Origin of the sequence: Citrobacter sp. CK191 (genome assembly GCF_030333435.1) — a bacterium.
Classification (GTDB): domain Bacteria; phylum Pseudomonadota; class Gammaproteobacteria; order Enterobacterales; family Enterobacteriaceae; genus Citrobacter_B; species Citrobacter_B koseri.
Map to the genome: position 1 here is coordinate 202,251 of NZ_JAOWFX010000021.1, position 13,007 is coordinate 215,257.

At 55.7% G+C, this 13,007-nt stretch carries 11 protein-coding genes; 5 read left to right on the forward strand and 6 right to left on the reverse strand.

The window, feature by feature from the left end:
• Nucleotides 1-90: 90 nt before the first annotated feature.
• The 5 genes from cysG to tsgA form a co-directional block, all read right to left on the reverse strand.
• Nucleotides 91-1,464 (reverse strand): siroheme synthase CysG, encoded by a 1,374-nt coding sequence (gene cysG, locus OGV82_RS05335; protein ID WP_101744207.1) that lies wholly within the window; start codon nucleotides 1,462-1,464, stop codon nucleotides 91-93.
• An 11-nt stretch (nucleotides 1,465-1,475) separates the two neighbouring features.
• A complete protein-coding gene (gene nirC / locus OGV82_RS05340) occupies nucleotides 1,476-2,285 on the reverse strand; it encodes a nitrite transporter NirC (protein WP_101744208.1) in 810 nt (269 codons plus the stop codon).
• Nucleotides 2,286-2,739: 454 nt separating this feature from the next.
• Nucleotides 2,740-3,066, reverse strand: a complete 327-nt coding sequence (nirD, locus tag OGV82_RS05345; RefSeq protein ID WP_012135476.1) for a nitrite reductase small subunit NirD — start codon at nucleotides 3,064-3,066, stop codon at nucleotides 2,740-2,742.
• Nucleotides 3,063-5,606, reverse strand: a complete 2,544-nt coding sequence (gene nirB / locus OGV82_RS05350; RefSeq protein ID WP_058668184.1) for an NADPH-nitrite reductase large subunit — start codon at nucleotides 5,604-5,606, stop codon at nucleotides 3,063-3,065. The genes nirD and nirB overlap by 4 nt, the downstream gene beginning before the upstream one ends.
• 370 nt (nucleotides 5,607-5,976) lie before the next feature.
• Entirely contained in the window at nucleotides 5,977-7,158 is a 1,182-nt protein-coding gene (gene tsgA / locus OGV82_RS05355) for an MFS transporter TsgA (RefSeq protein WP_101744209.1), read from the reverse strand.
• 280 nt (nucleotides 7,159-7,438) lie between these two features.
• Here tsgA and ppiA point away from each other — a divergent pair, with 280 nt between their 5' ends.
• The 5 genes from ppiA (at nucleotide 7,439) to argD (ending at nucleotide 10,763) form a co-directional block, all read left to right on the forward strand.
• On the forward strand, nucleotides 7,439-8,011 hold the full coding sequence (ppiA, locus tag OGV82_RS05360) for a peptidylprolyl isomerase A (protein WP_012135471.1): 573 nt from the start codon (nucleotides 7,439-7,441) through the stop codon (nucleotides 8,009-8,011).
• 106 nt (nucleotides 8,012-8,117) lie between these two features.
• A complete protein-coding gene (ficA, locus tag OGV82_RS05365) occupies nucleotides 8,118-8,285 on the forward strand; it encodes a FicA/YhfG family antitoxin (RefSeq protein ID WP_012135470.1) in 168 nt (55 codons plus the stop codon).
• Nucleotides 8,275-8,877: a putative adenosine monophosphate-protein transferase Fic gene (locus OGV82_RS05370; RefSeq protein ID WP_012135469.1), complete on the forward strand. Its 603-nt coding sequence runs from the start codon at nucleotides 8,275-8,277 to the stop codon at nucleotides 8,875-8,877. The genes ficA and OGV82_RS05370 overlap by 11 nt, the downstream gene beginning before the upstream one ends.
• 31 nt (nucleotides 8,878-8,908) lie before the next feature.
• On the forward strand, nucleotides 8,909-9,472 hold the full coding sequence (pabA, locus tag OGV82_RS05375; protein ID WP_012135468.1) for an aminodeoxychorismate synthase component 2: 564 nt from the start codon (nucleotides 8,909-8,911) through the stop codon (nucleotides 9,470-9,472).
• A gap of 73 nt (nucleotides 9,473-9,545) precedes the next feature.
• A complete protein-coding gene (argD, locus tag OGV82_RS05380; RefSeq protein WP_101744210.1) occupies nucleotides 9,546-10,763 on the forward strand; it encodes a bifunctional acetylornithine/succinyldiaminopimelate transaminase in 1,218 nt (405 codons plus the stop codon).
• A 112-nt stretch (nucleotides 10,764-10,875) separates the two neighbouring features.
• Here argD and OGV82_RS05385 read toward each other — a convergent pair whose 3' ends face one another.
• On the reverse strand, nucleotides 10,876-12,963 hold the full coding sequence (locus OGV82_RS05385) for a YccS/YhfK family putative transporter (protein WP_012135464.1): 2,088 nt from the start codon (nucleotides 12,961-12,963) through the stop codon (nucleotides 10,876-10,878).
• Between the last annotated feature and the right edge of the window lie 44 nt (nucleotides 12,964-13,007).

Here is a 13,007-nt window from a genome sequence, read left to right on the forward strand (position 1 = left end):
TGGGTTTAGCTTATTTAAAGTGTAATGTAAGAATGAATGATCGTTAAAGTGTTAAAAAAAAGATGCCCTGATATAGGGCATCTATATTTATTAATGGTTTGAGAACCAGTTTAGCTTATCGCGTAACGCGACCACCCGACCGACAATAATCAGCGCCGGGCTTTCGACCTGTTTCGCCAGCTCGCCTAATTGCGCAAGAACGCCGCTGACCACGCGCTGCTTGACGGCCGTACCGTTTTCAACCAGCGCCACAGGCATATCGGCCTGCATACCAAACGCGATCAGCTTCTCCTGAATGGTTGCCGCCTGATTCAGCCCCATATAGAACACCAGCGTTTGTTTCTCCGCCGCCAGGTTTTCCCAGTCCAGCTCGCCGCCCGTTTTCAGGTGCCCGGTGACCAGACGCACGCTTTGCGCGTAGTCGCGGTGAGTCAGCGGAACGCCGGAATAAGCCGAGCACCCGGAGGCCGCGGTAATACCGGGAACAACCGAGAACGGAATACCGGCGTGGCACAGCGTTTCCAGCTCTTCGCCGCCGCGACCGAAGATAAACGGATCGCCGCCTTTCAGACGCACCACGCGTTTGCCTTTCTGCGCTTCTCGCAGCAGGATCTGGTTAATCTCTTCCTGCGGAACGCAGTGATAGCCCGCGCGTTTGCCAACGAACACGCGGTCAGCGTCGCGGCGTACCAGATTCATAATATCGTCGGAGACCAGGCGGTCATACACCACCACATCCGCCTGTTGGATCTGTTGTAACCCTTTCAGCGTCAGCAGCCCGGCGTCGCCAGGGCCCGCGCCCACCAGCACCACTTCACCACGGTGATCCAGCGGTTCGCTCAGCATCTGCTCGGTGATCTCCGACACCGCTTTCGCATCGGCATTCGCCAGCGACTGCGCGAGCCTGTCGTTGATGAACAGTTTTTCCCAGAAGCGACGGCGCTCGCCCATTGTGGCGAACTGCTTTTTCACCCGCGCGCGGAGCTGGCCGGCGTAATGCGCGACCTGGCCGAGGTGCTGGGGCAGCAAGGACTCCAGTTTCTCGCGCAGCAAGCGTGCGAGAACGGGCGAGGTGCCGCCGGAGGAGACCGCCACCATCAGCGGCGAGCGGTCGATAATGGAGGGCATGATGAAACTGGCGGCTTTTGGCGCATCGACCACGTTGCAGAAAATGCGGCGTGACTCAGCGGCTTCGCTCACCTGCTGGTTCACGGCGTCATCATCGGTCGCGGCGATCGCCAGCCAGCATCCGTCGAGCAGGGATTCTTCGAATGCCCCTTCAACTAACGTCAACATGCCTTCATTTGCCCACACGGTGAACTGCGGAATAAACGCCAGCGCGTTGACCGTTAATCGAGCGCCTGCTTCCAGCAGTAACCGCGCTTTGCGTTCTGCGACATCGCCACCGCCGACGAGCAGACAGTCACGATTGCGTAATTGACAAAATATAGGCAAATGGTCCACGACATTACCTCTTAATTATTGGCAGTAGCTTCAGTTTGATTGATTTTTGCCGGAGCCGGACGCTCCGCTTTTGGCGTAGCATACCAATAACCTAATCCCATGAATACGACACCGGACAAAGTATTGCCGAGAGTCACCCACAGCAGGTTATGACCAATTCCCGCCAGCGTGTAGGTGTCGCCGTGATGGCCGAACCAGGAGAGGGCGAACAGCGTCATGTTGGCGACGGAGTGCTCGTAGCCGGACGCGATGAACGCCAGCAGGCACCACCAGATAGCGAGGAATTTCGCCGCGCCTTCGGTACGAATCGCCATCCAGATCGCCAGACAAACCAGCCAGTTGCACAGCGCGCCTTTAAAGAACAGTACCGTGGCGGGCGCGGTGGTTTTCGCCAGCGCAACCGTGTGAACGATGCTGGTATCGACCGGCAGCAGACTGCCGCCGCCCCAGCTATACAGCAGCGCGACGAACACGGAGCCCACCAGGTTGCCCAGCCAGGTTTGCGGCAGAATCGCCCACATCTGACCGTGGCTGATGGTGCCCGCTTTTACGCCGAGCGTCAGGAACATGGTGTGGCCGGTAAAGAGTTCAGAACCGGCGATGATCACCAGCGTTAAGGCGATGCCGAAGGTGGCGCCCATCACCAGCGGGCGAACGGAAGGGTCAAGCAGATTGCCGAGGGTAAAAATAAGAATGATGCCGAGACCGACGTAGGCGCCGGCCATTGCGGAACTCACCCAGAAACCGAGCGGATTATTTGCCGACAGGCGTGCAATGCGCGCAGCGTTAGCCGCACACTTGTTAATAGTGTCTGTAAACATTTGATTATCCTTGAAGTAAAAACAATAAAATTAAAAAAGAAATCGTAAAACCGTAGGCCGGATAAGGCATTTATGCCGCCATCCGGCGGTATGTTTTTGCCTGATGGCGCTACGCTTATCGGGCCTACAAAATCGGGCCTGTAACCATTTGATTGTCCTTGAAGTAAAAACAATAAAAATCGTAAAGCCGTAGGCCGGATAAGGCATTTATGCCGCCATCCGGCGGTATGTTTGCCTGATGGCGCTACGCTTATCAGGCCTACAAAATCGGGCCTGTAACCATTTGATTGTCCTTGAAGTAAAAACAATAAAAATCGTAAAACTGTAGGCCGGATAAGGCATTCATGCCGCCATCCGGCGGTGTGTTTTGCCTGATGGCGCTACGCTTATCAGGCCTACAAAATCGGGCCTACAAAGACGTCAAAAAGGGAGGCGTTGCGCCTCCCCAAATTCATCAACCGCGCAGTTGCACCACGCCGTCTTTCACGCGAGCTTCGTAGTGCGCGACGGAATGGCTTTCATCTTCCATGCACAGACCGTCGCTCAGACGGAACCGCTGTTTTTTCAGCGGGCTGGCAACCCACAGTTCGCCCTGATGCTCGGCAATCAACCCGCGCGACAGCACGCTGGATTCAAAAAACGGGTCGATGTTGCTGATCGCGAACACCTGGTCGCTGTGATATGGACGGAAAATGGCGACCTGCTTTTCGCCTAACAGCGCGCAGACGCCGGTTTCCGGCAGAATGTCATCGATTTTGCAGATGTTTTTCCACTGGCTCATGCGTTTTCCTCCACCAGAGTTACCGGAATGCGTTCGTACGGCGTTGCCGGACGATGCTGTTCACGCTCAGGAACCACCTGAACATTCGGGTCGCGCTTATCGCTGTTGATAAAGTGTCTGAAACGAACCTGCGCAGACGGTGTATTCACGGTCTCCGTCCACTCGCACACCACCGCTTCACGCAGGCGGGTCATCTCTTCTTCCAGATGCGCGTTCAGGCCCAGTTTGTCGTCGATGATGACCGACTTCAGGTAGTCGATGCCGCCTTCCAGGTTATCTAACCACGGTGCGGTACGGGTCAGTTTGTCGGCGGTACGGATGTAGAACATCATGAAGCGGTCGAGGTATTTAACCAGCGTTTCGCGGTCGATATCCGCCGCCAGCAGGTCCGCATGACGCGGTTTCATCCCGCCGTTACCGCAGACGTACAGGTTCCAGCCTTTTTCCGTGGCGATAATCCCCACGTCTTTACCCTGGGCTTCCGCACATTCACGGGTACAGCCGGAGACGCCAAATTTCATTTTGTGCGGGGTACGGATGCCTTTGTAACGGTTTTCCAGCTCGACGCCGAAGCCGACGCTGTCGCCCACGCCGTAGCGGCACCAGGTGCTGCCCACGCAGGTTTTCGCCATACGCAGCGCTTTGGCATACGCGTGACCGGTTTCGAAGCCCGCTTCAATCAGCTGACGCCAGATTTCCGGCAGATCGTCTTTCTGCGCGCCGAACAGACCGATACGCTGAGAACCGGTAATTTTGGTGTACAGGTTAAACTCACGCGCGATGCGACCTACGGCCACCAGACCTTCCGGCGTGATTTCGCCGCCCGCAGAACGCGGGATCACGGAGTAGGTGCCATCTTTCTGGATGTTCGCCAGGAAGTTGTCGTTGGTATCCTGTAGCGGGGTGTGCTGTGGCTTCAGAATGTATTCGTTCCAGCAGGATGCCAGCAGAGAACCGACGGTCGGTTTACACACTTCGCAGCCGTAGCCTTTACCGTGTTTCGCCAGCAGTTCTTCAAAGGTTTTAATGCCTTCCACGCGGATGAGGTGGAACAGTTCCTGGCGCGAGTACGCAAAGTGCTCACACAGGTTGTTGTTTACTTCAATACCCTGTTTCGCCAGTTCGGCGTTCAGAACCTGAGTAACCAGCGGAATACAGCCGCCGCAGCCAGTACCGGCTTTGGTTTCCGCTTTCAGCGCCGCAACGGTGTGGCAGCCTTTGTTGATGGCGGCGACCAGCATCCCTTTGGTGACGTCAAAGCAGGAACAGATTTGCGCACTGTCCGGCAGTTTATCAACGCCAATGGAAGGCTTACCGCTGCCAGAATGTGCCGGCAGGATCAGCGAGTCCGGGTTTTCCGGCAGTTCAATCGCGTTCAGCACCAGTTGCAGCAGGTTGCCGTAATCGCTGGTATCACCCACCAGCACCGCGCCGAGCAGGGTTTTGTTGTCTTCGCTGACGATGAGGCGTTTGTAGACCTCTTTGCTTTCGTCGAGGTAAACGTAGCTACGCGCGCCCGGCGTGCGGCCATGCGCATCGCCAATGCCGCCGACGTCCACGCCCAGCAGCTTCAGCTTGGCGCTAAGGTCTGCGCCTTCAAACACGTTTTCGGTTTCGAGGATGTGGTCAACGGCAACCTGCGCCATTTTGTAGCCAGGCGCGACCAGACCGTACACGCGGTTGTTCCAGCTGGCGCATTCGCCAATCGCGTAGATATCCGGGTCAGACGTCTGGCAGGCGTCGTTAATCACGATACCGCCGCGCTGAGCGACGTCCAGGCCGCACTGGGTTGCCAGTTTGTCACGCGGGCGGATACCGGTAGAGAAAACGATGAAATCGACTTCCAGCTCGCTACCGTCGGCAAAACGCATGGTTTTACGCGCTTCGGTGCCTTCCTGAACGATCTCTTTGGTGTTTTTGCTGGTGTGTACGCGCACGCCCATGCTTTCGATTTTACGGCGTAGCTGCTCGCCGCCCATCTGATCCAGCTGTTCTGCCATCAGCATGGGGGCAAATTCGATAACGTGGGTTTCGACGCCTAAGTTTTTCAGCGCGCCAGCGGCTTCCAGACCCAGCAGGCCGCCGCCGACCACCGCGCCGCGTTTGCTGCGACGGGCGCAGGCTTCAATGGCGTTGAGATCTTCAATGGTACGGTAAACAAAGCAGTCCTGGGTTTCGGAACCTTTAATTGGCGGGATCCACGGGTAGGAGCCGGTCGCCATGATCAGTTTATCGTAATAGACCGTACGACCCGCGCTGGAGTGGATGACCTTCTCCTGACGGTTGATCGTAATGGCGCGTTCGCCGACCAGAACGTTAACGCCGTGCTTCTCATAAAAGCCTTCACGCACCAGAGACAGCTCTTCAGCGGTGTGGTGGGAGAAGTAGGAAGACAGGTGGACACGGTCGTATGCTTTGCGGGGTTCTTCACAGAACACGGTAATGTCAAAATTGGCAGCGTCGGATTTATCAAGAAGGTCCTCAATAAAGCGATGGCCGACCATACCATTACCGATAATAGCGAGTCTGACTTTGCTCATTTTTGCCTCGATTTCTTTTCTATTACTGCCTACCTTAACGATTCAGCAACCCCGCTTATTGATGTAAATCAAATTCGGCCTTATATACTCCTTAAGAGGTATATTGCTGATTTGTCAGCATTTTTATAAGTCACGGAATTGTCAGACATTTCGTTGTTGTGCAAATAACGTACAAAATGAGGGGTTATTGGCGTAAGAAGGTCTACCTCTAAAGAATGCGAGGTCTACGCCGTCAGGAGGAGGGGGAAATTGCGCGAAAAAGCAGGATTAAAAAGCCGGGCTAAAAAGCCGGATGGCGACGCTATGCGTCTTATCCGGCCTACAAGTTACATGTAGGCCCGGTAAGCTTGCGCCACCGGGCAAATCATCATCAGTGCGCTGCTGGCACGTTATGCTGGCGATGACGGGTAACAAACCCGAGGATAAAGCACATCACAAACACTACGGCATACAGACCGTTTGCGGTGAGCAACGCGGCCTGCGGGCCGCTGTGCGCCACGATCGGGCCTGTCACCACGAAGGTCAGCATGGTGCCAATGGTGCCGCAGGTCAGCACAAAGTTAACCAGCTTCGGCGACGGCACTTTGGTTTGCTGCGAACCCAGCGTAATGATTGAGGTGTAAATGGCGCTGGAGAAGAAGCCGAGCGTCAGAATAAACCACGCCATATGCTCCGGCTGGGCCTTAATGAACAGGTACATCAGCACCGCCGCCAGACCCGCCAGTACCGTCAGGATACGTTGCAGATCAAAGAAGCGCAGAATGAAGCTGAAGGCCCACATGCCGAACATGTACGACATCCAGAAATCGCTGACCAGCGTACCGGCGTCGTTCAGGCTCATGCCCAGGCCTTTGGCGTATTCCGGCACCCAGGAGATGAAACCTAACTGACCGAGGATGTAGCACAGCGCGGCGATGGACAGGAACAGGACGCCAATGCCCCATTTCTCTTTTACCACCGGCGTTTCCGTTTTCTGCGCGTGTTTACCCAGCGCCGGAAATTCGCAGCCGAAGGTCAGGATGAAAATCGCCACGTAGACCAGACCGATGCAGGCGTATACCCAGTACCACTCAATGCTGCGCGCCAGCAGGTAAGCGGCGACCATCGGGAAGATCATCCCGGCCATACTGAAGAAGGAGTCGGTGAACAGCAGGCGAGAACCACGCTGACGGCCTTCATACATCTGGGTGATCAGGAAAGTACCGATCGACATGGTGATACCGCTCACCAGACCCAGTACAAACATTGCCGCAGAGAAAAGCGCCAGGCTATGGCTGAGCATCAGCCCGGCCACGGCCAGCACCATCAACACAAAGCCAAAACGCAGCTGCGTTTTCAGCGGGATAATTTCCATCAGCCAGGCATTCAGGAAAATAGAGATCAGGATACCGGCGTTAAGAAAGGTGAATGTGTTACTCATACTGGAAACGGGCAGGTTGAAATACTCTGCAATGTTTCCCATCACCATCCCGGTGACAATTACCAACGCGCCTGTCAGGGCGTAGGAGAGAAAGCTAATCCATGTGAGCTTGATGCGATTGCTGTTAGTCATGACTGGCCTGTGTATAGAGGTGTAAAGCGCGTTGACAGCGCCGTGAGCGGGCAGATTTTAGGCGTTTTAGTGATGTATTTAAATGTTTATTAGCAATTACTGTAAGCGTTACATTTTTTAACGTGACATTGATCACATTAATATGCCGAAAAGCACAACAAAATCGTAAGGTTACATTTGTTTCAGATACGTAAAATTAGGTAAAGGGCTGGCCTGCTCCTTGAAGGCTCTTTAGAATCAATCTACTTGCTTTTGTTACTGCTCTCGTTAAGGAAATCTCATGCTCAAATCGACTCTGGCGGCTGTTGCAGCTGTTCTCGCTCTTTCTGCTCTCTCTCCTGTAGCGTTGGCAGCGAAAGGTGACCCACATGTTCTGCTGACGACCTCCGCCGGAAATATTGAACTGGAACTGAATAGCCAGAAAGCGCCAGTTTCAGTGCAAAACTTTGTCGATTATGTCAACAGCGGTTTCTATAACAACACCACGTTCCACCGTGTGATCCCCGGCTTTATGGTGCAGGGCGGCGGTTTTAACGAGCAGATGCAGCAAAAGAAACCTAACCCGCCGATCAAGAACGAAGCGGACAACGGGCTGCGCAACACCCGTGGCACCATTGCGATGGCGCGTACCGCAGATAAAGACAGCGCAACCAGCCAGTTCTTTATCAACGTTGCCGACAACGCCTTCCTGGATCACGGCCAGCGCGATTTTGGCTACGCCGTATTTGGTAAAGTTGTGAAAGGGATGGATGTCGCTGACAAAATCTCTCAGGTGCAGACGCACGATGTCGGCCCTTACCAAAATGTTCCTTCAAAACCGATAGTTATCCTTTCCGCCAAAGTCCTGCCGTAATGGCATTCTGCGCGGGCCAGCAATGCCCGCGCGATTCCTGACCTCTGCGTAACCTGAATTTGCTGCTTATACTTGTGGCAAGTGCAGGCACATTCAGGGAGGTCTCGTGAAAAAACTCACCGATAAACAAAAGTCTCGCCTCTGGGAACAACGACGAAATATCAATTTCCAGGAGAGTCGACGTCTGGAAGGGGTGGATATCCCGTTAGTTACCCTGACCGCCGAAGAAGCACTGGTGCGCCTGGCAGAATTAAGGAGGCACTATGAGCGATAAGTTTGGTGATGGACGCGACCCCTATCTGTATCCCGGCCTGAATATCATGCGTAACCGCTTAGGCATCCGGCAGGTTCAGCGTCTGGAGCAGGCGGCGTATGAACTGACCGCACTGCGTGCCGCGACGATTGAACCTGGCCCCCTGGTGCGCGGACTGCCTCACCTTCGCGCCATTCATCGTCAGCTGTATCAGGATGTTTTTGACTGGGCCGGACAACTGCGCGAGGTCGATATATATCAAGGAGATACCCGTTTTTGCCATTTTGCCTACATCGAAAAAGAGGGCAACGCCCTGATGCAGGATCTGGAAGAAGAGGGATATCTGGTCGGGCTGACGAAAGAGAAATTCGCCGATCGTCTGGCGCACTACTACTGTGAAATTAACGTGCTGCATCCTTTTCGCATCGGCAGCGGACTGGCGCAGCGCATCTTCTTTGAGCAACTGGCGCTCCACGCCGGTTATATCCTGAGCTGGAGCGGCATTCAGGTGGCCGAATGGAGCCAGGCGAACCAGAGCGGCGCGATGGGCGACCTGTCGGGATTACAGGCAATATTTCGTAAAGGGGTAAGCGAAGCCCAGGAAACTGAGTAGAATAGCGCGGTTCTTACGTACCGGAGCCGCCATGATTCTGCTGATCGACAACTATGATTCGTTTACCTGGAACCTGTATCAGTATTTCTGCGAACTGGGCGCTGATGTCCTGGTCAGGCGAAATGACGCGTTGACGCTGGCGCAAATTGACGCGCTGAATCCGCAAAAAATCGTGATCTCGCCGGGGCCCTGTACGCCGGATGACGCGGGCATCTCCCTGGCGGTGATCCGCCATTATGCCGGACGCCTTCCCATGCTCGGCGTCTGTCTTGGACACCAGGCGATGGCGCAGGCCTTTGGTGCGACGATCGTGCGGGCGGCTAAAGTGATGCACGGTAAAACCTCTCCCGTCACCCATAACGGCCAGGGCGTTTTTCAGGGGCTATCGAACCCGCTCACCGTCACGCGCTATCACTCGCTGGTGATCGATCCTGCAACGCTTCCCGCCTGCTTTGACGTTACGGCCTGGAGCGACACGCAGGAAATTATGGGGATTCGCCACCGGGAGTGGGATCTGGAAGGGGTGCAGTTCCACCCGGAAAGTATTCTGAGCGAGCAGGGACATCAACTGCTGGCTAATTTCCTGTCGCGCTGATTTGTGGTTGCCATCCAGTGATTTTTTATGCATATTTTATGACTGAAATTTCATTTAGCTGGATGGGCATAAGATGGCAACTGAACAAACTGCAATTACGCGCGCGACTTTCGATGAAGTTATCCTGCCGATTTATGCACCGGCAGAGTTTATTCCGGTAAAAGGCAAGGGCAGCCGGGTCTGGGATCAGCAGGGTAAAGAGTACGTTGATTTCGCGGGTGGGATTGCAGTTACCGCCTTAGGGCATTGCCATCCGGCGCTGGTGGATGCGCTGAAAACGCAGGGTGAAACGCTGTGGCACACCAGCAACGTTTTTACTAACGAACCTGCGCTGCGTCTGGGGCGTAAACTGATCGACGCGACCTTTGCCGAGCGCGTGCTGTTTATGAACTCCGGCACCGAAGCCAACGAAACCGCCTTCAAACTGGCGCGCCACTATGCCTGTGTGCGTCATAGCCCGTTTAAAACCAAAATCATCGCCTTCCATAACGCCTTTCATGGCCGCTCGCTGTTTACCGTTTCCGTTGGTGGTCAGCCGAAGTATTCCGACGGATTTGGCCCTAAACCGGCGGATATCATCCATGTTCCTTTCAACGACCTGCACGCGGTGAAAGCGGTGATGGATGACCATACCTGCGCGGTGGTGGTGGAGCCGATCCAGGGAGAAGGCGGCGTCACCGCCGCAACGCCAGCGTTTCTGCAAGGCCTGCGCGAGCTGTGCGATCGGCATCAGGCGCTGCTGGTGTTTGATGAAGTTCAGTGTGGTATGGGGCGCACCGGCGATCTGTTCGCCTATATGCACTACGGCGTGACGCCGGATATTCTTACCAGTGCGAAAGCGCTGGGCGGCGGCTTCCCGGTCAGCGCTATGCTGACCACGCAGGAGATTGCGTCCGCGTTCCACGTTGGGTCGCACGGTTCCACCTACGGCGGCAACCCGTTGGCCTGCGCCGTTGCCGGGGCCGCGTTCGATATCATCAATACGTCTGACGTGCTGAGCGGCGTTCAGACTAAACGCGAGCGGTTTGTTCAGCATTTGCAGAAGATTGACGAGCAGTATGACATTTTCAGCGATATTCGCGGCATGGGGCTGCTGATTGGCGCGGAACTGAAGCCGCAGTATAAAGGCCGGGCGCGGGATTTCCTTTACGCTGGCGCGCATGAAGGCGTTATGGTGCTGAATGCCGGGCCGGATGTCATGCGCTTTGCTCCGTCGCTGGTGGTGGAAGAGGCGGATATTGACGAAGGGATGCAGCGTTTTGCGCAGGCGGTGGCGAAAGTGGCTGGCTGATTGCCGGATGGCGCTACGCTTATCCGGCCTACAAATCGCGTTTTCCCTGTAGGCCGGATAAGGCGCTTGCGCCGCCATCCGGCAAACAACAAACAACAAACAGCAAACAACGTCAACCCTTCATATCCCGTAACCGGCGACTAAGCCAGATGCCGTGATGCGGGCGCTGGCGCCATGCCACTGACGAAATGGTGTGCATGGTATTCAGGTGCCCCAGTACGCGTTGCAGATGCTGTTCCAGCGTGCTGAGCGGCCCGTGGGAGAGCATCTCCGATGACTCCAGAATATTCACATCCCCGGAACCGCCCGGCGCGTCATACTCCAGCCGCTGCTGACAGCGCTGGAGCGCAATTTCGCAGGATTCCAGATAGCGCTGCGCCAGATCCGGCGTCAGCATCGTATGCTCGCGCGCCAGCGTGGTCATGGCGTTGACGTGCTCAACGATAAACTGACTGTGCGTTACCCACAGTTTCATATCTTCCAGATAGTGCGTGTTAAACCCCGGTTCCTGCATCGCCTGATTCAGCGAGTTAAACAGCGTATTGTGCGCCTGGTTCACCCGCATTCGCTGGTACGCCAGCGGCGTTGGCTGCGGGTCGTTGCTGAGGATCAGCCGAATGGCCTCCTGGTCCGCTTCCAGCGCGTCGTGGGCATTCTTACGTAAAAGGCCGCTTTGCCACTGCGGCCAGAGCCAGACCATCCCGCCAAAAGCAATCAGGCAGCCAATGACCGTATCAATAAATCGCGGCACGATGAACTGTTCGCCGTTGAGCGTCAGCAGTTGCAGGGTATAGACCGCCGTCACCGTAAAACCAACCGTCGCCCAGCCGTAGTTTTTGCGAATGGTCAGATAGCTCACCAGCGTAATGATCAGCATTAATGCCAGCGTGTAGCCTTCAGGAATGCGAAAGTGCAACGTGACGCCCGCCACCACCAGACCGGCCAGCGTACCCGCTGAACGGTGCAGAATGCGCACGCGCGTCGCGCCGTAGCCGTTTTGCGTGACGAACAGGATGGTCATCAAAATCCAGTACGGCTTGGGCAGATGTAAGGCGCTGCCCATCAGACTGGCGATACTTAACATGACGCTGATTCGCCCGGCGTTGCGCAGCGCGGGCGATTTAAACGATAAATAGCTTTTCAGCGCGGGCAGCAGCGGCAGGCGACGTTGTTTATCGGCCATCAGGTCGCGTGCGTACAGCGGACGCTGAGTGCGTAATACGCGGGCAATACGGCTAAAGTGCCAGTAGCAAAACTGCCCGACAGGGTTTTCTGGGTGCTGATTGGCGATTTTTTCCAGCGCGCCAGTCTGCTTCTCCATCGAAAAACGGCTGGGCAGACGGTGATACAGAATGTCATCCGCGATGATGCGCAGGCGGGCGGCGACGGTTTGCGCATTCCAGCGAATAACCTGTTCTGCGTGGCTGCGCTCCACCAGCTTCTGAACCTCCTCCGGCTGATGCAAACTGACGGAGATATGCTCTTGTAAGTCCAGCGCTTCCTGGAAGGCGCGCAGCAGACGCTTGTAGTCATTATTGTGCTGGGCCGACAGCATGTGCATCTGCTGGTAACACTGGGTAATGAGATCCACCGCTTTCTGCTGGCGCACCAGCAGAGGCGGCAGCGCTTTTTCTGGATCGATATGCTGCGTGAGCAGGCTGTATTTGGCCTCGCAATAGTCGGCCAGCTCGCGATACAGCAGGCTGAGCGACTCGCGCAGCGGCTGTTCGCGCCACAGCCAGAACCAGAACCAGTTAAACAGCCCGTACCATAGCGTGCCGAGCGCGTAGATGAGCAACGGCTCCCAGACCGGCATGTTCCCCGCCAGGCTTAGCGTGAAAATGGCGGCAATCAGTGAAGCGGGCAGCAGCCTTGCATGCAGTGGGCTGATTTCCGCCGTGACGCCGAGCAGCAGCGTCAGCCCGGTGAGGATCAGCGGCAGGGGGATGTCGCGCGCCAGCAGCAGTTGCGTAATCAGGCTGCATCCGGCAAACAGCGATCCGCCGATGATTAAGCGTTTGAAAAAGCGTTTATGCGGGGTATCTAGACCGGCAATGTTGCAGCAGGCGGGAACGAGCGAGAACAGCAGTCCCAGGTGCAACTGGCCGATGATCAGGCCGATAGCCACAGGCAGGCACAGCACCAGCGTTTGCCGTAGTGCGTAGTTGATCTCAGGATGGTAAATCAGTCTTCGCCACATCGGTGCAAACAAAAATGGCGCATTACCCGGTAATGCGCCATTCC